Origin of the sequence: Clostridium cellulovorans 743B (genome assembly GCF_000145275.1) — a bacterium.
Classification (GTDB): domain Bacteria; phylum Bacillota; class Clostridia; order Clostridiales; family Clostridiaceae; genus Clostridium_K; species Clostridium_K cellulovorans.
This window is the reverse complement of sequence record NC_014393.1, coordinates 3990693-4013512: the sequence shown is the minus strand read 5'-3', so window position 1 is coordinate 4013512 and position 22820 is coordinate 3990693. Positions and strand designations below refer to the sequence as shown.

16 protein-coding genes, 1 riboswitch and 1 other annotated feature are annotated in these 22820 nt (G+C 32.2%); of the genes, 14 read left to right on the top strand and 2 right to left on the bottom strand.

Translation table 11 applies throughout. The annotated features are described in order from the left end of the window. The first annotated feature begins 129 nt into the window (after positions 1–129). Complete coding sequence (locus CLOCEL_RS16325; protein WP_010073337.1) at positions 130–924, top strand: hypothetical protein; 795 nt, start codon at positions 130–132, stop codon at positions 922–924. Between the two features lie 127 nt (positions 925–1051). Here the strand turns inward: CLOCEL_RS16325 and sugE are convergent, their stop codons facing one another. Continuing rightward, positions 1052–1372 carry a quaternary ammonium compound efflux SMR transporter SugE gene (sugE, locus tag CLOCEL_RS16320; RefSeq protein ID WP_010073336.1) on the bottom strand — a complete coding sequence of 107 codons (321 nt, stop codon included), beginning with the start codon at positions 1370–1372 and terminating at the stop codon, positions 1052–1054. 62 nt (positions 1373–1434) lie between these two features. Further along, positions 1435–1530, bottom strand: a riboswitch (guanidine-I (ykkC/yxkD leader). Positions 1531–1792: 262 nt separating this feature from the next. On the opposite strand from sugE, the gene CLOCEL_RS16315 reads away from it, so the two are divergent. The 10 genes from CLOCEL_RS16315 to CLOCEL_RS16270 all read left to right on the top strand — a co-directional run bounded on the left by CLOCEL_RS16315 (position 1793) and on the right by CLOCEL_RS16270 (position 15976). Next, a complete protein-coding gene (locus tag CLOCEL_RS16315) occupies positions 1793–4198 on the top strand; it encodes a winged helix-turn-helix domain-containing protein (RefSeq protein WP_013291838.1) in 2406 nt (801 codons plus the stop codon). Between the two features lie 158 nt (positions 4199–4356). Further along, the gene (locus CLOCEL_RS16310) at positions 4357–6357 is read left to right on the top strand and encodes a M35 family metalloendopeptidase (protein ID WP_010073333.1); all 2001 of its coding nucleotides are present in this window, start codon (positions 4357–4359) and stop codon (positions 6355–6357) included. A gap of 297 nt (positions 6358–6654) precedes the next feature. Further along, entirely contained in the window at positions 6655–7518 is an 864-nt protein-coding gene (locus CLOCEL_RS16305) for a serine/threonine protein kinase (RefSeq protein WP_010073332.1), read from the top strand. Positions 7519–7637: 119 nt separating this feature from the next. Continuing rightward, positions 7638–7902: a binding site (T-box leader), on the top strand. A gap of 62 nt (positions 7903–7964) precedes the next feature. Further along, positions 7965–9581, top strand: coding sequence for a methionine--tRNA ligase (gene metG, locus CLOCEL_RS16300; RefSeq protein ID WP_010073331.1), 1617 nt, complete (start codon positions 7965–7967; stop codon positions 9579–9581). Positions 9582–9752: 171 nt separating this feature from the next. Further along, positions 9753–12017, top strand: coding sequence for an RNA polymerase recycling motor HelD (helD, locus tag CLOCEL_RS16295; RefSeq protein ID WP_010073330.1), 2265 nt, complete (start codon positions 9753–9755; stop codon positions 12015–12017). Between the two features lie 269 nt (positions 12018–12286). Continuing rightward, positions 12287–12622, top strand: coding sequence for a hypothetical protein (locus CLOCEL_RS16290; protein ID WP_013291837.1), 336 nt, complete (start codon positions 12287–12289; stop codon positions 12620–12622). 88 nt (positions 12623–12710) lie between these two features. Continuing rightward, entirely contained in the window at positions 12711–13322 is a 612-nt protein-coding gene (locus CLOCEL_RS16285) for a DUF6273 domain-containing protein (RefSeq protein ID WP_010073328.1), read from the top strand. 436 nt (positions 13323–13758) lie between these two features. Further along, positions 13759–14283, top strand: coding sequence for a GNAT family N-acetyltransferase (locus tag CLOCEL_RS16280; RefSeq protein ID WP_010073327.1), 525 nt, complete (start codon positions 13759–13761; stop codon positions 14281–14283). Between the two features lie 204 nt (positions 14284–14487). Beyond that, a complete protein-coding gene (locus CLOCEL_RS16275; protein ID WP_010073326.1) occupies positions 14488–15087 on the top strand; it encodes a GNAT family N-acetyltransferase in 600 nt (199 codons plus the stop codon). Between the two features lie 16 nt (positions 15088–15103). Next, the gene (locus CLOCEL_RS16270; RefSeq protein WP_010073325.1) at positions 15104–15976 is read left to right on the top strand and encodes an aminoglycoside 6-adenylyltransferase; all 873 of its coding nucleotides are present in this window, start codon (positions 15104–15106) and stop codon (positions 15974–15976) included. Between the two features lie 159 nt (positions 15977–16135). Here the strand turns inward: CLOCEL_RS16270 and CLOCEL_RS16265 are convergent, their stop codons facing one another. Further along, complete coding sequence (locus CLOCEL_RS16265) at positions 16136–16540, bottom strand: hypothetical protein (protein ID WP_242655173.1); 405 nt, start codon at positions 16538–16540, stop codon at positions 16136–16138. 189 nt (positions 16541–16729) lie between these two features. Between CLOCEL_RS16265 and CLOCEL_RS16260 the strand changes: the two genes are divergently transcribed. The 3 genes from CLOCEL_RS16260 to CLOCEL_RS16250 all read left to right on the top strand — a co-directional run bounded on the left by CLOCEL_RS16260 (position 16730) and on the right by CLOCEL_RS16250 (position 22720). Then, the gene (locus CLOCEL_RS16260) at positions 16730–19147 is read left to right on the top strand and encodes a helix-turn-helix transcriptional regulator (RefSeq protein WP_010073323.1); all 2418 of its coding nucleotides are present in this window, start codon (positions 16730–16732) and stop codon (positions 19145–19147) included. A 425-nt stretch (positions 19148–19572) separates the two neighbouring features. Further along, complete coding sequence (locus CLOCEL_RS16255) at positions 19573–20781, top strand: DUF6765 family protein (RefSeq protein WP_010073322.1); 1209 nt, start codon at positions 19573–19575, stop codon at positions 20779–20781. A 451-nt stretch (positions 20782–21232) separates the two neighbouring features. After that, the gene (locus tag CLOCEL_RS16250) at positions 21233–22720 is read left to right on the top strand and encodes an ArnT family glycosyltransferase (RefSeq protein ID WP_010073321.1); all 1488 of its coding nucleotides are present in this window, start codon (positions 21233–21235) and stop codon (positions 22718–22720) included. Positions 22721–22820: the final 100 nt, after the last annotated feature.

The window sequence follows — 22820 nt, the reverse complement described above, 5'->3', positions numbered from 1 at the left end:
TATTTTCAGCTTATTGTGACGTAAGTATTATATATAAAATAATAATAAATAGTGCATTGATAGTAAATGATTAACTTGGAACATATTTGAAAAATCGCTATATGCAATTGAAATTATAGTAGGTGGATTATGAAGAAAAAAATTACAGAATATATAAACATATTAGGCAAGTTTTGTGGCAAGAGAGATATCCCAATTCTAACACAGAATAAATTAAATAATAAGTATGGAATTACTCAGGCAGATGTAATGATTTTGTTTGGTGGAAGTATAATGGCTGGCGGTGATATACTAGCTGAAGCAATGAAAAACAATATTGCCAAGAAATATATTATTATTGGTGGTGTTGGACATACAACAGAAACCTTACGTGTAAAAATGCACCAAGAATTTCCCAACATTGAAACAAAAGGACTATCAGAAGCAAAAATTTTTGCAGCGTATTTGAAGCATAAATATAATCTTGTACCTGACTTTTTAGAGTGTGAGTCAACAAACTGTGGTAACAATATTATATATATGTTGAAGTTGCTAAAAGAAAATGATATCACGGTTAAGAGTATTATTCTTGCTCAGGACGCAACTATGCAGTATCGTATGGAGGCAGGTCTCCGAAAGTATGTTACTAATGACATTCTTATTATAAATTTTGCGGTATATGAAATAGATGTTATTGTTAAAGATAATGAACTAGCATTTGAACAGGATGTATGGGGAATATGGGATATGGAACGGTACATTACGCTTTTGATGGGTGAAATACCAAGATTGACCGATGATGAAGAAGGATATGGACCAAGAGGGAAAAACTATATTGCACATGTAGAGATACCTGATGAAGTAAAAACTGCATTCAATGAATTGAAAAAAGTATATGCATCGATGGTCAGAGAGGCGAATACGATTTATTCATCAAAAGAATGATAAATCCTAATAGGTAAATTCTCGGGTTGGGATTTATTTTTTATAAGTTAGGAAGGCTATGGACTAATTTCAGTACCATAGCCTTTGGATTCATATCTAAAGAAAGCTTCCATAATAGAAATAATAATTAATGGGATGATACAAGCTTCAAGCCAACTATTCCAGTTACAATAAACCCTATACAAATTAACCTAATTATATCAAAAGGCTCTTTGAATAGGAGTATTCCTAAAATTACTGTACCAACGGTCCCAATCCCAGTCCAAATTGCGTAAGCTGTACCTAAGGGAATATTTTTTAATGCTAAGGATAAAAAATAGAAACTTGCTATCATACCTGCTATTGTGAATATACTTGGTGTAAGTTTTGTAAATCCTTGTGAATACTTTAATCCCACAGCCCAACCTACCTCAAAAAGACCAGCTAAAATCAAAAAAAACCATGTCATAATTTTCACACTCCTTGTAATATATAAAAATCAAAAAAAGCCTAAGGAAATATTATTAAAATATCTCCCAGGCTTTTATCCTTCCGTGTACACAATGAACTGTGCGTTTTCTCTCGGACCTGCCAACAATAAGTTGCGGAACCCTAGAAAACTAAACTATATGTTATTATAAATGGATTTTAGCATAATAGATAATTTAAATCAACAGAATATTGTATAGTTGTTTATTCAGCTTGTAGCGTAACAGATTTAAGGAGAAGTATAGATGGCTTAGTTATGATTGTAGGAACTGAATTTAAATTAGATCTTTTTACCACACAAACTACCCTTTTGAGGAGTGGCTTTTCAAAATTTTATATGGTAAAATTTTCATTATATAGTAAAAGAACAGGGGTATAACTTTTAAAGATGGGGATGAAAATGGAAGAAAAGTATTTAGAAATTGGATTGCAGGCTGAAGATGGATTCTACATACGCCCAAGAATAGCAAATAAGAAGATGAAGGCAGCCCAGACTTTGTCACAGACCGTATATCTCTATGGGATATCAGGCTGTGGGAAAACGGCTTTTATCCATGATTATTTAGGTAAAAGGAAGTATCACTATTATTCTGCAGAGCAGCTGAAGGAGGATGAAATCGATTTTCCTATTAGTGAAAAACAGCAGATTGTAGTCATTGATGATTTGCAGCAGCTGAGGACGGATGAGTTAAGAGAAGCATTAATAAAAAAGATTGAAATACTTGCAAGGAGATCGGATATTTGGTGTATCATGTCAGGAAGAAGCAGGATGCCATCCTGGCTGCGTCCTGTTTATTATCGGAAAGTGTTCACGGTGATAGAGGAAGAGGAATTATTGCTTTCAGAAAATGAGATGATAGAATATCTAAATTTGTGGGGATTAACGCCTACAGAAGAAGATTTCAAGAAAATTATGGGACTTACATCCGGGATCGGAATTGTAGCAAGGTTGATTGCTATGGATCTTGCAGATGGCAGACCATTTGATGTAAACCATATTGAAAGGATGAGAAATGACTTTTGGGATTACCTTGACTGCCAGGTCTATGACCATTGGGAAATAGAAATTCAGGAATTTTTTATGCAGGTATGTATTGTAGATGAGTTTGATAAGCATCTGGCAGAAATGATTACAGGCAGAAGCGATGTGGAGAGAATGATCTGCATAGCTGAACAGCTTGGAAACTTCTTACTATTTAAAGAAACTGCTGGTGGTAAAAGGATTTATGAAATCAGACATGCTATGAGGCGTTCCATGAGGCGAAGACTTATCAGGACTTATCATAAGGAAAGATGGGAACGACTCTATTATAATGCAGGTCTTTACTATGAATTGGAAGGCGATACCCCAAATGCACTGAAGATGTATGAGATATGCCATGACACGGAAAGAATTGCCAGACTGTTGATTTTTAACGCAAGAAAAAATCCAGCAAGTGGTCATTATTATGAGTTGCGACAATATTATCTTACCCTGCCGGAAGAAAAAATCAGGGAAAACGTAGAATTGATAGCAGGCATGAGCATGCTCCAGTCCATGCTTTTGAACATAGAAGAAAGTGAACGCTGGTATGAGGAATTAAAGCAGTTGGAGGGAACCTTAAGTGGAAGTGCTAAAAAAGAAGCAAAAGGGCAGCTTGTCTATTTGGACATTGGATTGCCACACCGTGGAAGCAGTACCCTGATTGATATCATAAAAAATGCAGGAAACCTCTTAATAAGCAGTAACATCGTCCTGCCGGAATTCTCCGTTACCAGTAATCTGCCATCCCAGATGAACGGGGCAAAAGATTTTTGCGAATGGAGTAAGCGGGATAAGGAACTGGCAAAGAGTATTGGGAAAATCATAGAATTTACCTTGGGGAAATATGGGAAAGGACTAGTAAACCTGGCTCTTGCGGAAAGCTTTCTGGAAAAAGGAGAAGACAGTTATGAAATCGCCAATCTGACCAATAAGGGCATGATGCAGGCACAGGCAGGAGGTAAGATTGAGCGGTGCTTTGTGGCGACAGGGATTTTTGCATGGCTGAATATTATTAATGATCATGCAGAGGATGCAAAAGAACTGTTACTTAACTTTCAAAAGAAGGTAGAACAGGAAGGGTCAGTAAAGCTGTTAACCAATTTAACTGCTTTGCAGATACGGATTGGTCTCTATCAGGGAAAGACAGCTGAGGCGCTGGAGTGGATGGAGCAGGCACCAAATGAGGAAATGGAATTCTGTACTATGGAGCGTTTTCGGTATCTGACAAAGGTACGTGTTTACCTGTTAATGGGGAAATATGAAAAGGCGATTAGTCTCTTGCAACGTATCCAGTATTATGCGGAACTGATGCATCGTACTTACATATCCATGGAAGCAGATCTTTTGTTAGCCATTACTCAGTACAGAATGGGCAATGGCAAATGGGAAGAAAATTTACATAAAGTATTAACTAAGGCAGAAAGTTATCACTTTGTACGTCTTATTTCCAGAGAAGGAGCTGCAGTAAACCGGATGCTTAAGGAATTCACTTTAAAAGGTAATAAGACCCAATACTATAAGGCAGTATTTGTGGAGACAGAAAAGATAGCACTTGCCTACCCGGGATATTTGAAACAAGTCACAGAGTGTGCAACTTTTAGTGAAAATGCTATTAAAATCCTAAAGCTTCAGGCAGAGGGACTTTCTAGTGCAGAGATCGCGGGGGAACTTGGACTTAAAGTAGAAAATGTAAAATATCATAATAAGCAGAACTTTAAAAAACTTGGAGTGAACAGCAAAACAGCAGCTGTTACCGAGGCAAGAAAGAGAAAGATAATCTGAAAAAAGAAGGTTAGATAGAATGAAAATTAAAACAGATAATGATGCATCAACATTTACGATGACTTCAATTGTAATAGTTGAGATAACATGAGGTATTAAACACTAGTTGGAAATAATAAAAATGACAAATTATTTTGTTTTTTATGGAGGGGAATTTTATGGGAATTCTTAAAGCAACATGGGAAGTAAAATCAAGTTATGAATCAAATGCAAATGTAAAGGTAGTGTTTTCTCTTACAAATATCACTGATAAGGATTATTATATATTGCCACGATATACACCATTAGTTGATTTTGACACAGATTCTGTTGAGTTATATTATGGCGAAAAACGCATGATGTATATGGGTGCGTATTTTTCGTACAAGGAACCAATTGATTCAAATTTTATAAAAATTGGAGCAGGACAGACTCTTAAAAAGGAACATAATCTTTCTTCCTATTATGAAATGAAAAAAGTGGGTCAATATAGTATTTTCTGCAACAGAAATATTGGGATAAAAGAACATTTATCAGATATGCTGACAATGACGGAAAGTATAAAGACAGATGTGGTAAAGATTAATGTACAAAGTATCGTACAGGTGGGAATAAAGAAAAGTATTCCTTTTGATGATATCGAAGAAGCAATACTTTATGGGGATTCAGAGAGTGTCTTGTATTATAGAGAAGGAACTGTGTATTCTAATGGTAGACAGGAATTGAAACCTTCAGATTTACAAAGTATGATGCTTTTAGTGCATCGTCAGTTAAAAAGGCTGAGTCAGAAATGTGTTGACAAAATTGGATTTACGACAGAAAATTCTCCACAATTTAAAGATATTTTTAATAGCTATGATAAATATAATTTTATAAAAGACATTATGAAAAGAATCAATGGCAGATTAAAGAATAAAGTTAGTTATCATCTTTGGAATGAAAGTGTACCAGGGGTTGCGGAAAAAAACAAACAGGGAGTTGTAGCGTTTGTAATGCCTTATAATATGCTATATCAAAATCATATTTTTTTATTGAATGCTTTTTATGAGCAAGCAGTATATGGGGATATGGATAGTCAGGTGGCTACTATTTACCATGAATTATCACATACAGTTAGAATAGGTAAAACAAATCCTATTATAGATTATGAATATGGTATAACTAATTGTAGGAAACTGGCAAAGGAGAGTCCAGAAAAGGCCGTGTTGAATGCTGATAATTATGCATGGTTTATTTCAACTATATTTTCTTATTGGAAAAAACTTGGATATGTTAAAGATATATCTTTTATGCAGCCGAAGGCAAAGGAGAATCCAACATTGATAGCTGATACGAAACGGAACAAGCTATATGGTTTTTTTGAAGGAACTGATAATTGTATTCATGTGCTTATTTATGATGGAAATAGTAAAACTTGGATGACAAATTATCCAATTTATTCATCTAAAAATCCACCAACTACAAACAATAATCCAGCAGCAGTTATATTTAATGATACCTGTTATGTGTTTTATAACAGCAGTAAAGATCATACGTTAAAGTATATGACTTGCCCATTGGATAAAATTCAACCAGGCAGTTGGAGCTGTAAAGATAAGATTGAAGGGGTAAATAATACAACATCGATATTATTCTCACCTTCTGCTACCATTATTGATGATAAGATATTACTGAATTATGTTACGAATGCAGAATTTGTTGATGTCTTACTCTGGCTGGATAAAGATGTGAAAAAAGTATACGAGACAGGAGAAACTGTATCAAGAAAGAAATACACATCAACAAGATATATATGTTCACCGGGAAAGTATTTCCACTCATATATTTATAAAGCAAGTGATAAAAAAAATAGCATATATGTGTATGATTTAAGGGGACCAATGAGGACAGATTTAGAACTCCAAAATATTTCTGGCGGGGAACCTAGAGGAAGCATTGTTGATCATTATTTACAAGTCAATGGGACAAATGACGGAAATCTTTGTCAATACCATATTGATACAAAAGAAGAGGTCACTGAAAATTCTATAATAACAACTATAGTAGGAAATGATTTAGATAATGATTTTAAAACAAAAGGCGGAATATCCGTAGCTACATTAGGTAACGAAAATTATGCACTTTATATTGGGAACGATGACGGAGATTTGGTCTTTATGTCTCAGACAAGGAGTAGTTGATAGGAACGTTGCAAATCATTCAGAGGATAATGTTTAGAAATAAACTCCAGTAGAAAGCACTTATAGCTAACTACTGGAGTTATTGTTAAGTAAAGGTAGAGTTTTTTCACGCTTACGAAATAAAAAGATGATGTTGTAAAACCAACTTAATAATATAATTAGAGGGTTTCACTAAAGAATGATATAATTATGATAAATTTATCAGTGAAAGGGGAGTGTAGTATGGTTATAAAAACTTTTACAACTATTCTTTGGAGGGAAATTAAAAGATAGCCCTCTATATTTAAGGAGGATTATATGATATTAAAAACAATTGATCAATGTGAGTTTCAGTTAAAAGAGGAGCATAATTTTTCATGGCTGAGTAACTATGGAAAAGTGTTTACGGTTTTTTCAGAGCAGGATTCTGGAAATATCGCTTTTGGAATAGAGGATGGAAAAAATAAGTATTTTATAAAATATGCTGGTTGTTGTACAAAAGAGTATAAGGGCAAAGTGGAAGATGCAATTATGCGAATGAAAGCTTCTGCACAAATCTATGAGGATATTAAACATCCTAATTTAATTCAGCTAATTTGGCATGGGGAAATTGGAAAAGGATATGCATGTATTTATAAATGGGTTAATGGAGAATGTCTACATGCTCATTGGGACTTTGAAAAATATCCCAAATATACTCATCCACAATCACCTAATGTTAAATTCAATAACCTAGAACTTAAGCATAAGTTGAACTGTCTAGATGTTATATTTAATATTCATGAGGAAGTTGCTAAACAAAAGTATGTTGCTATAGATTTTTATGATGGTAGCATAATGTATGATTTTGATACCAATACAACAACAATTTGTGATATTGATTTCTATTCAAAATCGCCAGTGAAAAATGAAATGGGACGTATGTGGGGCTCATCAAGATTTATGTCACCAGAGGAATTTCAATTAGAAGCATCTATTGATGAGGTTACTAATGTATTTACAATGGGAGCAGTGGCTTTTGAGTTATTAGGAAATAACTATAATAGAAGTATTGAAGAATGGAAAGCATCAGAAAAGTTATTTCAGGTTGCTAAGAAAGCTACAAGTAATGATAGAAATCAACGTTATCAATCAATTAGTGATTTTTATAATGCATGGAAAATAGCTTTAGAAACTAAATAGTAAGTAATAAAGATTTTAGATTTTATAGCGTTGAGGTGAAAAATTACCTAGGAAATGTTGACTTTTACCACTTTTACATTAAATATATTGACAATGTAATCAAGAAGAGTATAATAACAATAAATGCAAAGAAGAGGAAAGTAGCTTTAAGAATACTTTTACAGAGAGTTTCTATTGGTGAGAGGAAGCAAAGGATATTAAAGTGAAAATGGCCTTGGAGTGATGCACCGAGATTTTTATTATAAAAATTAAGGCTGCAACGGGTTCACCCGTTATAGTGATAGAGTATAATCATATGGTTTATATGACGTACTTGATGAGGTGCATATTGTGAGATATGTATGAAGTAGGATGGTAACACGGAGTTTAACTCTCGTTCCTAAGATTAATTTCTTAGGACGGGAGTTTTTTTATATTTTAAATTATTATTGAGGAGGAATTATATAATGAATATTTTAATTGGAGGAGCGTGGCCATATGCGAATGGCTCACTACATATAGGTCATATAGCTGCATTATTACCAGGAGATGTACTAGCAAGATACTATAGAGGAAAGGGAGATAATGTCTTGTATGTTTCAGGAAGTGATTGCCATGGAACTCCTATATCAATTAGAGCAAAAAAAGAAGGTGTATCGCCAAAGGATATAGCAGATAAATATCATGGAGAATTTAAAAAGTGTTTTGAAAAATTAAATTTTTCTTATGACTATTATGGTAGAACAGATGATGAATTTCATAAGAAGGAAGTACAAGAAGCGATCCTTTTGCTATATAATAAAGGATTGATTTATGAAAAAGAAGTAGAGCAAATATACTGTGAACACTGCAATCAATTCTTACCAGATAGATATGTTGAAGGAGTATGTCCAAAATGTCACTCAATAGCAAGAGGTGATCAATGTGATAATTGTGGTTCTTTGCTAGAACCTTTAGAACTTTCGGAAAGAAAATGTAAGTTATGTAATAGTGAACCAATAGTGAAGAATGCAAAACAGTTATACTTCTCTTTATCTAAATTTCAAAACACTATTAAAGAAAACCTAGATAAGACTCAAGGAAACTGGAGAATTAATGCAGTAAATAATACAGAAAGATATCTGAAGGAAGGGTTATGCGATAGAGCTATATCAAGGGACTTATCCTTAGGAATAGATATACCTATACAAGGCTTTAATGATAAAAAGGTTTATGTATGGATAGATGCTGTATTAGGATATCTTACAATGAGTAAAAAATGGGCATTGGAAAATAAAAAATCCTACGAAGAGTTTTGGGATGAAAGTGCTATTTCATATTATGTGCATGGTAAAGATAACATACCTTTTCATTCTATAATTTTACCAGCTTTAATAAAGGGTATAGGTTATAATAAGTTACCTGAAAGGATAATATCTAGTGAACATTTAACCTTAGAAGGTAAAAAAATATCAACAAGTAATAACTGGGCTGTGTGGGTACCAGATATAATAGAGGCTTATAACTCTGATGCCTTAAGATATTTTTTCTTAATTAATTCACCTGAAAAAAGAGACACGGATTTTTCTTTTAGAGAATTTGTGAATAGCAATAACGGTGAATTGTTAGGGGCATATGGAAATTTAGTTAATAGAACTTTAGTTTTTGCTAAAAAATATTTCAATAATAAAATTCCAAATGGAAGAGTAGACAGTAATATAAAAAAAGAAATAGAGAGTTTATATGATCTTATAGGTAAATTTATTGAACAAGGAAATTTAAAAGTTGCACTTGAGAAAATTTTTGAATTTATAAGAAGTATCAATAAATATTTTGATGAAAAGACTCCATGGATTACTGTAAAGGACGATTTAGAGGTTTGCGGTAATACAATATACAATTGTATTTATTCAATAGCAAATTTAGCAAATTTACTATCACCATTTTTACCAGAATCTTCAGCGAAAATAAAAGCATGGTTAGCTATTAATGAAGATAAGTGGGAAGCCATTAATCCAAATTGTGGGGTTTCAATTGAGGAAGTTACAATATTATTTGAAAGGCTTGATAAAAAGATAATAGAAGAAAAATGGTATAACTTTTAAAGAAATTTTATAGGAAAAGTTCTATCCCTACTTTAATTATAGCATATGTAAAATCTTAAATATAGACTGTTCATTTCTATGGACTACTGCTAGAATGTAGTAACTATGGCTTTTAACGTTCTTCAAAGGCTAGATTAAGTTTTGCTTTATTTAAGTTTAGGAGGGATGCGCATGGATAGGAATGATCATGAATGGAAGGTTGAAAATCGATGGCTGAAGGAAGTTCTTAAAGAGGCTCAAAAGCAGTTTGATAAAAAACGCAACTTTAAAGAAAATTATAGAAAAGACGCTATTGAAACACAAAGGGAACTTTGGAATGACATAGGACCTGTTTCCATAAGTAATGGAATGGAGCAGATTGTAGGCTTTATGGAATACATTACTACTATGAAAATTCAAAAGAAAAGGCATGAGCTTGCAAGAAAATTTCAAGATAAATATGAGAAAATAATTTTATCGCCATATTTCGGAAGAATAGACTTTATTGAAGCTGGAGAGGAAGAAGAGAAGTGTTATATTGGAATTTCTAATCTCACTAATGATAATTATGATATTCTCGTGTATGATTGGAGAGCCCCGATTTCTAGTATGTTTTATGATTATGAGATTGGAGACGCGGAGTATAAATGTCTTGAAGGAACTATCCATGGAAAGATTACGTTAAAAAGGCAGTATAAAATTAATAATGGCGAAATTGAATATATGTTTGATAGCAATCTTAAAATTGATGATGAAATACTTCAAGATATTTTGGGTAAAGGTACTGATAGTAAGATGAAGGCTATAGTAACGACCATTCAGAGAGAGCAGAATAAGGTGATTCGTAATGAGGAGTATAAAAATCTCATTGTTCAAGGCCCTGCTGGAAGTGGCAAAACCTCTGTTGCCCTTCATAGAATTGCCTATCTTTTATATAAGCACAGAGACAAAATAACAGCTCAAAATATAGTAATATTTTCGCCAAATGATATTTTTAACGATTATATTTCAAACGTATTACCTCAGCTTGGAGAAGACAACATGCATCAGACAACTTTTAAAGAGTATATGCATAAATCACTTGGCAATGGGTTTAAAAAAGAAGATTATAGTGCAATGATGGAATATATTCTTGGGGCTAAAAAAGGATTAAACTATTATAGACGAATCGATAGCATAAAATATAAGTCTTCCACTGAGTTTATTGGGATATTAAAAAGATATGTAGACTATGTTGAAAAAGCAGATAGAAACTTTAAAGATATAATTTTCAGAGATAATCTAGTAATATCAGCTGAAGATTTAAAAGAATCATTTTTCAAGGATTATGTACAACTTCCACTTAAAAGGAGACTTAAGAAGATAAGAGAAAGAATATTATTCCTTATAGAGCCTTATGAAAAGCAGCGAGTAGAGGAAATTGCTAGTGAACTTAGGGACTCTGGTTCTTATATAGATAAAGTAGAAATTACGGAATGTAGTATACAAACTGTAAAAAGTGAAATGAAGGACTTATACTACGGCATAGATAAGATGACAAAATTTGATTTAGTAGATATTTATAAAAATCTTTTTGAGAAATTGGAGTTTTTTTCTGCTGTTTCAAACAATGAATACAGTGAGAAGGAAGTTGATGGAATCAAGAAATATACATTAGAAAATCTAAAGGCTAGAACACTTAATTATGAGGATCAGCCTATCTTGTTATATCTAAAAGGTGCTTTTGGAGACATGCCTAAGACCTCAGATATCAAATATGTTATTATTGATGAAGCACAAGACTATACACCGTTGCAGTATGAAATCTTTTATCAGCTTTTTAATAATGCTAATATCACCATATTGGGAGATATACACCAATCTATCAATCCATATATGAATGTTGGAAGTTATAATAATATCTCTAATATATTGCCTCTTGAGAACACTTGCATTGTAAATTTAACTAAAAGCTATAGATCTACACTAGAGATAACTAGATTTTCAAGGAATCTTCTTCATAAGAATATTACTGATGGATGTGTTGAAAGAAGCGGAGATGAGCCTTTATTACTTGGTTTTTCTGATGTAGAAGCCATAAGAAAAAGAATTCTTGAAGATATAGAATTATATAAGGACAAAGGCTACAAATCAATTGGCATAATAACAAGAACTGCAAAGGAAGCAGCTGAGGTATATCATTCCTTAAAAGACAAGACTCCTGTTAAAGTTATAATGAAAGATGATGACGAATATGTAAGTGATACCTTAATAATACCAGCTTATCTTGCTAAAGGTTTAGAATTTGATGTAGTGCTTATCTATAATGCAGGTAATGGTAACTACAACTGTGAAGAGGAGAGATTGCTGCTTTATACTGCATGTACAAGAGCCCTTCATGTTTTATGTATATACTATTGGGGCGCGTGTACACCACTCCTTAAGGATGAACTTTTAATTAATATCTCCAGAGGTTGAGGAAAATTTAAAATAGAAGATTTTATATATTATAATTTTATTATCAAACCCTGCTACAAATAATGTAGTGGGGTTTATACTTTTGGTAGTTTAGGATTATATACGGTGGTTGAGAAATTCTTCTATTTCAATGATTTACCAAATGATTTATGCGAGATATAATTATATATAGTAATTATTAATCAATTCATAGAAAACGTAAATTAATAGCGATAAAACTAACTGTCAAATAGGAATTTGTCGCGGAATTAAAGAAAGGAGATTTTATTATGAATGAAAGAAAATATCCGCTAAGTTTATTTGTTTTTGGGTTTATTACAAATGTACTTTTTCGTTTCTTTTGGTTATTTATTCCAAGCATAATCTTGCTAATAATTGGTTCATTTATTGAGTCTTGTTTATATATTGGGTTGGCATTATTAATCCTTGATCTGATTTTATCACTGATTGAGCAGTTGAAGATTTACCAAGCTGCACTGCAAGAAAGCGACAACCCGGATTTCTGTTCTTTTCAAGATGCTTTATCAAAAGATGGTAACTGGCGACAAAACGTTATGGAACTTGTAGACAAAAAGACTAAAGAAAACAAGGGAAGTGCGGAATAAAAGCACAGGTAAATTTCACTCGTACACCGTGTAACGGTTTATATTTAAAGGTTAAGAGATTGCCTATTACAAAGAAATGAGTGTTTAAATGGGAGATATAAAAATCGACTCATCATTATTATTTGGCGGTTATAATTGGCGTGTCCTTGACATACAAAACAATAGGGCTTTGATTATGACAGAATATATTATAGAACAGCGTGCTTACCATGATGCTTATAAAGATATAACATGGGCTGACTGCGCATTAAGAAAATATCTTAATGGTGAATTTTATGATAAATTCAACGTAACTGATAAATCAAGAATAATTCCGGTAATAAATAAAAATCCTGATAATCAGTGGTATGGTTCAAAGGGCGGAGCAGATACAAAGGATAGTATATTTTTATTAAGCATTGAGGAAGTAGTGTGCAAATATTTCGGTGATAGTAGTTCAAAACTGTATAACCCAGGAAAAAATCAAAGATACTGGTTTGAAAAAAAAGATGAAAACAACAGTAAACGAATAGCAAGACTTCCGGGTGAAAAATGGAGTACTTGGTGGTGGCTTCGGTCCCCTGGCCGCGTTAATGTAAAAGCCGTGTACATCCACGGTGACGGTAATATAGGTATCCAAGGCAACAATATATTGAAAGGCAATATCAGTGATGGAAAATGTATAGGTGGTGTTCGTCCCTCATTGTGGTTGAAGCTATAAGTTAGAATTTCCTTACAATTGATTCTGATTTTATACTTCCGTTTTTAACATTATTTATATTCTGTATCATTTTTGAACTTATAAAAGCAACTCCTAATTTAAATTTTATGAGAGTAGGCGATGCATCACTGTCAATTCCTTGCTTTTTTACGGCTACACAAAAAATAATATAGATAATTTTTATTGAATTCCTAAAATGTAACCAGAATATTTAAAATTTTGGGAAACTATTAATCCTATTTGTGAAGGATATTATAAAAGTGTATCAAAGCCATATTAGAAAGATAATAACAAAGGTATAGGAATAAAGTAGAAATAATGTAATAACCGGCTGTGGTGACGGTGAACCATACCACAAATAGCTGAAACTTGGTTTTTAGAATTAATGCTGAAACTAAAAGAATTAGAAAATAGGTAAGAAAATTCGGAGGGAAAAATGATATATCACAAGAACGAAGATGTCTTAATACGTTCTATGCAGGAAGAGGATGCAAGAAAATTGGTTAAAGCCTTTCAGGAGCAGGGGTGGAATAAATCAATAGAACTATTTAACTATTATTTTAATGAGCAAAAAAATCATGCAAGATACATATTAATAGCAGAATTTTGCGGTGATATTGCAGGCTACACAACCATATTACCGAAAGCATTAGAGGGACCGTTTGCTGATAGAAAGATTCCAGAAATCTGTGATTTTAATGTGCTAATAAAATATCAAAGAAAAGGCATTGGAAATATAATCCTTGATGTTGCGGAAAAGATAGCAGGAAAAATTAGTAACACAGTTTCTCTTGGAGTAGGACTTCATTCAGGATATGGAGTTGCTCAAAGAATTTACGTTAAAAGAGGGTATATTCCAGACGGTTCAGGTGTGTGGTTTATGAACAAACAGTTGGAACCATACACTACTTGTAATAATAATGATGATTTAATTTTATTTTTGTCAAAATCATTAGTATGACATCCTAAGTACCCCCTATGCTTTGATTTGAGACTATTTTCTTAAAATAGGTTTGTAACAGTTTTCGATGTTTACTTCAGGAAAAATAAATTTTTGAAAGAGTAAAGATATGAAATATAACAATGTTAAGATAAAAATAGATTTGTTCAGATGTAAAAAATAATTTTTATGCTGAATGAAGGCATGATTTAAAGGAGATAAGATATGAGAATAGATACGAGAAACTTTTTAGAACTAAAAGGAGATTTAGTCTATTTAAAAAAATTGGACCCAGAGTATGCAGATGAATATTGGTCAAATTTTGATGACTGTAGTATAGAAGCCATGATTTTTACTGGGACGCAACAAATATTTAGTAAATCAGATATCACTACATATTTAGAAGATATATGTAGTGATAGAAGTAGGATTGATTTTTTAATATTTTCTAAGGAATCAAATAAAGCAGTAGGTGAAGTTGTAATTAATGATATTTATAGAAATAACAGAAGTGCTAATATGAGAATTATTATATACAGAAAAGAAGAGTTTAATAAGGGCTATGGTAGTGAATCCATAATCTTAGCTCTAAATTATGGCTTTGGAATGCTTAACTTGCATAGAATTGAGTTAGAAGCATTTGTATTTAATGAAAGGGCAATTCATGTATATGAAAAAATAGGTTTTAAAAAAGAAGGAATTAAACGAGATGGTTGGTTCTATAATCATAAATATTATGACATGATTACCATGAGTATCTTGGAAGACGAGTTTAGAGAAAAATATATACATAGTCAAGTCTCTTTGGATGAATTTAATAATTAAAACTTGGGGGATTAAAATGCGTACTGAACAAGAAATGTTTGATTTAATATTAAATACAGCAAAAGAAGATGAAAGGATTCGTGCAGTTTATATAAATGGATCAAGGACAAATCCTAATGCCATAAAAGATATTTTTCAGGATTATGATGTTATATATGTTGTTAATGATACAAAATCCTTTCGCGAAGATAGAAGTTGGATTGATAGATTTGGACAACGGCTATATATGCAATATCCTGAGGAGAATTCTAAATACGAAAGTGATGTAGAAAACTGCTATGGTTGGCTTATTCAGTTTGCTGATGGAAATCGATTGGATTTACATGTATGCACTTTATCCTATGTATTAAATACAATTAAGAAAGAAAGGCTTTGCAAGATATTATTGGATAAGGATAGTTGTTTACCACAAATGCCAAAGGAAACTGACGAGGATTATTGGATAAAACAACCTACAAATCGTCAATTCTTAGAGACTTGCAATGAATATTGGTGGGGTCTAAATAACGTTGCCAAGGGATTATGGCGACAGGAAATACCATACGTAATGGATATGCTAAATTATTGCGTACGTCCTCAATTAATTCTTTTATTGGAATGGAAGATAGGGTTTAAGACTTCTTTTTCTGTTAGTGCTGGTAAGTCGGGAAAGTATATGTACAGATGGCTTGAAGAGGATAACTGGGATAAATTTTTAAAGACTTATCCTGCTGGAAAGGTAGAGGATATTTGGCAAGCTGTTTTTATTATGTGTGATTTATTTAATGATATCGCCAAAGAGGTAACAAATAAAATGAACATTATTTATAACGAACTAGAAGCAAATAATAGTTTAAAGTTTTTAAGGGATGTACATAAGTTGCCTAAAGATGCAAAGGAAGTATATTAGAAACTTACAACCTATGATAGCTGATAATAAATTCTATTAAGAATATAAAATAAATGGTCTAAGATGAATGAAAGCTGCAAAAAGTAGTTTATTTGTCTTAGACCATTAAAAGTTCATTCAAATATACAAGTTTTATCATCTACTAGGTCGTTATATTAATCAAGTAGATGTTTTTGAAGTTGCCCAATAGTAGAGCCAATCATTGTTATGGTAGCCACCAACACTAACAGAATCATCGATATTAACATAATTAAAGGGGTAAAGAGCTTCCTCTAATAAAGATGAATCATCATAGGCTGCGATAGCAATATCCTCAGGGTTATCTTCATAGAAAATCTCTGGATAAAGGTTTTCGTTATAAGTTGAAATTACCAGACTACTATCATCAATACCAACATCATAAATGTCACTTAACATGGTATCAAGAGTAATGTGGTGGCTTGTGTCTACAAAATAGATGTCATCAAGGTCAGTGGTGTTGATAGTTTTAATATACTCATGGTTACTTCTATGTGTGGCTAGATCAAGAGTAGTACTTTGAACTTTGTCTGAAAACATTTTCATTTTCCTTAATAGAACACAACATGCTTTACTATAATAATATTTCAGCATATGGATAATATACATAGTTTGGAGTAGGAAATTTAAATAAATTGGAATGTATGCGATAATATTAGTAATATAGAAAATAAATTGAAATGAATTTGAATTTTAAATTGAAACCGTATATTTGATAAAGGGGTATATGCACTTATGAATAAAATCTATGTTACGGAAAAAAATATAGCCATTTCAGAAGAACTGGAAAGAGAATGGAAAAATCAATTAAATCAGTTTGGAATGATTTATCTTTTTGCTATGACAGGCTTTGGGAAAAGTTCGGTTGCTGAAGCTTTTGCTGAAAGAAAGTTTAGCAAATGGACAAGTATTAGCATAGAAGAAGAAGGTTTTTTAGAAAAGATTGAGGACTACTTAATAAAAAACAAAAATACAAGAGTTAGAACACTACTTATATTAGATGGTTTGCAATGGCTTTTAGAAGAGCCGGCACAGGATAAATTAGTAGAGCTTCTTGCAAATTTAAATAAGGGTCAAGGGAAACTACAGTGTTTGCTATTAAGCAGAGCACCATTACCTATTTATTTGAAGCCTTTCTATTTAACAAAACAACTTGTTATTGTAAATAAAGAATCTCTTTGGTTAGAGAAGAGGCATATTCAAATGTTGTTAAAGAAGGAGAATCTTTTTGATAATTTACAGAAAGCTGAAATAGAAGGATTGGTAAGGCTTTCTATGAATATTACCAAAGGTTATCCTATTGCATTATGTTCTATTATCAGGACTTTGAACGAAGGCTATAGAGATTATGAAGCTATAGATAAAATTGGAAGGCAGGACCTTTTTCATTATCTAGATAGAACACTTTTTATAAGGTGGCAGAAAAGACAGATAGAAGCCATGATTAAGCTGTCAGCATATTCGAAATTTAATTTAGAAATGGCAGAAGGTGTTTTAGGGGAAGAAGCTAAAGAAATAATAGATAGTATTATGGTAATTAGTAGCTTTTTTATTTTCACTCCACCAGATACTTATGAGATTCATAGGTTCTTCTTACAGTTTTTAAGGGTAAAGCAAATGGCTCTTCCAAAGGAGGAAAGAGTTCTTATTTATGCTAACGCAGGAAAATGCTATGAAAAAAGGCGAGAATTAAATGAGGCATTAAGGTGTTATAAGGAAGCAGGACAAGTTGAAAAAATTGCAGAGCTTGTGATATATCTCAGTGAAAATGTAGATGGAGATTTTATAAAAAATAGTGAAGTCTATCTTAAGGAGCTTCCAAAAGAGATGGAGGAGAAATTTCCTAAGCTTTTAGGAGTGAAAACCTTACTTTTTTCTTATCAAATGAAGGTGGAGGAAAGTAGCCTATATCTTCAAAAGTTAAAGAAAAAAGTGGAGGAGGAAAAGAAAAAAGGGGGAAGAGGAGAAGCCTTAAAAGTTTATGTGCGTACCCTTGTAGCACTTCCACATGGAACTTCAGAAGATGTAAGAAAAAAATTAATATTCCTGTCCAAATATATTTTGAGGTATGGTATTTGTATAGAAAATATAATACCTACTGGAAATATGCCAAGTGTCATAAATGGAGGACTTGACTTTTCCAAGTGGTCTAAAAACGATAAAATTCTATATCCAGTTATGAAAAAAGCAGTAGAAGCAGTAATTGGAAAGGAATCTGTTGGACTTGCAGAGGTATGTATGGGTGAAAATCTATATGAAAAAAATAAAAAGACAGAGGCAATGAGTTATTTAACTAGAGGACTTTCTGATGCTAACTACAAAGGATCTATTCGTATTCAATATGCAGCAATTGGGGTAATGGCAAGAAATTTTCAATCTGAGGGACAAGCAGATACTGCTGAGGGGATACTTATTAATATTCGCGATAAAGCAGAAGAAATTGGGTTTAAAGAAATACTGCCTAATATTCATGCAAGTCTTGCTTATTGTGCTTTATTGAAGGGGGAGACAAATAAAACATCAGAGTGGATGGAAAGTTATGCTCCTAATGAACATCAAAGCTTCTATATAACAGATCGTTTCTGTTTGTTTACCAAAGCACGGGTTTATGTGAGTATGGGAAGGTATATGGAGGCTTTATATATTTTAAATATCTTAGAGAAATATACTCAACTGTATCATAGAAATTATCTTCAGATTGAAATAAATCTTTTAAAGGCTATTATCCTATTTAGACGTGGTGAAGAGTGGGAAGAACTTTTTCTTGTAGCAGTGAAAAAGGCAACGGAATATCCGTATATACATATTATTTCTGATCAAGGAGCAGCTTTGTTGCCACTATGGAGAAAATTTGATTGGAATTCTTCTGAAATAAAACCTGCGTATATAAAAGCTGTTACTAGTGAATTGAAGAAAATGGCCATATACTATCCTAATTACATAAAAGAGAAACATGATTTTGAAGAACTAAGTAAAAAAGAATTAGAGGTTATCCGTCTGATAGCAGAAGGGTGCACCAATGGAGAGATAGCAGCTAGGTTAGATATAAGTACTGCGACAGTTAAGTTTCATATAGCAAATCTTTTAAAAAAGCTTAATGCAGAAAATCGTATTATGGCAGTGAAGATAGCAAGCGAAAATGACTTGTTCTAAAGCTGTTATTATGGATAAGTAAACTTGAATTTTCACTTGATTATCATTATCCAAGAAACGCTCTAAATAAGTTCAGTTAAAAAATATATAAGTTCCAACAATGTTTTTGTACAAATTCACATACTGTAGCAATTAGGAAAGATATTTCATTTATTGGAACGCCCATATTTACAGACTATTGATATCCGGAGGGGATTAATGGTCTGTTTTTCATTTTCAGTCCTAAACAAAGGGATAATGAAAAAACTTTAAAAACCTAGCCACTTGGCTAGTTATAATCCGGGGTGATTAAAGTTATAATTTGATTGTAAAAAAGTGGATATGAAGATTGGTTTTGCTTATTTTAATTTTAGAGATAAATAATTCTAATTTAGATAATAGTCACTTAATAATATAAACTCTTGGATTAGAAAGGAGAACTATATATGGATATTAATTTTCATTATTACCTAATAAAGTCTCTAGCTTTGACAGCAGGTTTTGATAATGAACAATCAGAAAAGGTTGCAACATTCTCTCAGATGGTAGATGATTTCGAGTTTCAGAAAACCAACATGAATGTATTGAAAAGACCACCTCAATTTTTCTTCGACCATGGATTTGCATGGAAAAATAAAATCAGAAGGGGTTATAAGTTTGACCCTGTTATTACTGGAATTGCGGAAGTAGCTTCTGTGTCAAGAAAAGTGCAATTAAAAACAATTTTGCCTTTTCATTTTATTCCACTTTCAAAGGTTTCATCAGGTTACTCTGATGAGAATATAGCAAGATGCGAAAGGGGGGATACTAATGGAGCATTAGTTACAAAATTGGTAGATGAGGTATTGTATGAGGTTCAGCAGGCAAAAGCAAAGAAAGATGAAGGGTTATTAAAAAAACTTCCTATTAAGTTTGGAATGCTATTACATGTCTATGCTGATTCTTTTGCACATGAACATTTTTCAGGAATGAAAAGTTGGATGAACGTTGCTAGAATGACAGATTGCTATAATAAATTTAGAAAAAGTAATAAGAATCTTGGTCCAGATCCTAATATTAGGGAGAAAGAAATTCTAGCAATCGGACATATGAAAATAAGACATATACCGGATGCTTTCGCACTGCAGTTTAATTATAAAGCTAAAAAAAGTTCTGGTAGTGGGGACTTAGATACAACTAGAAGTAGATATAATATGGATACATTTATGATATGTGCAGGGAGAATTTATGAATTTATGTGCAGATATCTTAGAAATGAGTATACAAATAGAGATCAAGAAACTTTTATGAGCATTAAAAACTTATTGATTAGTGCAGCAGGTCTTGCAGTTGAAGGGGAAAATGAGAAGGAAGAAGTTGACTTGAAAAAACTTACAAGCAACTGGAAGAAATATTTCCCGAATTACATATATGATTATAGAAAAATGAGATATTTTGGGCTTAACGTTGCGGCCGTTGAGGATGCAGATTATGTTAGTTTAGCTGAGCATGGATATAGTACTGAAGATTTGTACGAGGTTGAAGATGAAAGAGGTTACAAAGCTAGAGAATATGCTACTGTTCGCTTCCAGGAACCATCTGAAGAGTTTTATTATTATAATCAAATAGCATATGAACATAGGTTTCATGTAATTGGAAGATATGATGTAGATTAATTTTTAAGGACAAGGTGACAGGTAGACACGACCTTGTCCTATTTTTGCACTTTTAAAAGTATCTCCAAAATTATAAATGGATAAAGTTGATTTATGCAAAGTAATAAAATAGATACAAAAAAGAAATCTTTATATTGTGGAATGTATAAAAAAACTTTAAAAACCTAGCCACTTGGCTAGTTATGAAAAATACTTACAAAGTATATAATAAATCTACTATTGTATACTTTGTGAAAATTGATATTAAGTGAAGTTTTTTATTATCGATAGTAGCAAGGATATATTTTAAGGTTACTATGGGGGACATGCTGATTTGCGTTAATGCTTAATTTGTTTTGATATAGGTCTATATAAGTTCCAATAAGGTATATACATTAAATTTATATACTGTTGATAAAATCAATGTAGATTTTTAATCAGAAACTCTATATATTTTCGAGGGAGGTGTGGGATGAAGAAAAAGAAACCTATGAAGAATGTGACAGCAGGTAAACAAGACTTAAGAACAGGTTATATATTTTTAAGTTTTATTACAATCATCACTATGTTGTTTTTTGCATATAACAACAGTCCTCTTGTAGAACGTATGGGAGAAGATGGCGGGATATTTTTGCTTATGGGACGTAATCTTGCAGAGGGTGGAACTCTCTATAAGGATTTATTTGACCATAAAGGGTCAGTGATATTTTTCTTGAATGCATTGCCTCAACTCTTTGTAAAAGGAACTGTAGGTGTATGGATTCTAGAAATAATTTTTATGGCAATGTCTCTATGCTTGTTATACAAAACCGCTTATAAACTTCTAAAAAATCCTTCAGCTATTTTGCCGCCATTGTTGTATTTGATTATTTCAGGTTTACTATTCAATGGTGGAAATTATACAGAGGAATATTCCAATCTTTTTAGTATCATAGCCTTATATATTTTTGTAACTTGGATGGAGAGTCGCGAGACAAAGATATCTCAAAACCAAGGAGTGATATTGGGCATCTCTTTAGCAATTGTATTCTTTACAAGACCTAATAATATTGTATTTATCATCTCTGTCATTGCTTATATCGGTATATCATTGTTAAAAGGAAATATAAAACAAGCTTTTAATTTTGCTGCAATGGTTATTGTGGGAATAAGCATAATAACAGGAATTATAGTGATTTATCATATACAACAACATACCTTAGGAGAAATGATATATGCAACTGTCTTACATAATCTAGATTACTGCAGAGAAGGGATAAGAGCCAAGCAAACAATTCCTTTGATTTACAATTCATTTAAGAAATGGATGATTCTAATTAATGCTTTTGTTGGATATTCCATAATACGATGTTTCATTTATAAGAATAGAAAATATGGAGTTTTTCTAATTTTAGCTTCTATTACAACAGTGATTAGTATCTTTATATCAGGAAGGGAGTTCCAATATTATTTATTGCTAGAAACTCCTGTGATGGCACTTTCTAGTATTCTTATATTGGTTCATGGGACAAAGGATTTAAAAGAGTATCTTAAAAAAGAGTGGAAAAAGGCAGTTTTATTAAATCTTATAGTTCTTGGATTAATAATTAACTTTGGAAAAAATCCAGTGAGAATAAAGGCGAATATTCAGTCTTATAAGGAAGCATGTATAGAGCTTAGTAGTTATATTCCTATTGATGAACAAAAGGAAGTTTTTGGTTATGATGTGCCAGCTATGTGGTATTACATAACAGATATTACACCTTGCTATAAGTTTTACACCATGCAAGAATGGATGGCAAAAACTAATCCGAAAATAAAGGAAGATATCAATGCTTTTGTATTAAAAGAACAGCCAAAATGGATTATTGCTTATAATGAAGCAGCAGGTACAAATCACAATTTGATGGAGGAATTGCTGAAAAATTATGAGCTGATATATCACAATGAATCAGGCTATTTATATAGGGCTAAGGCATAATAAAAATTTAAAACTGGAACATCTATATAAAGAAATACATAATTACACGTAGAATGAGAAGTATTGAAAAGCAATTGATGTACAAACAAGAGGAAAAATA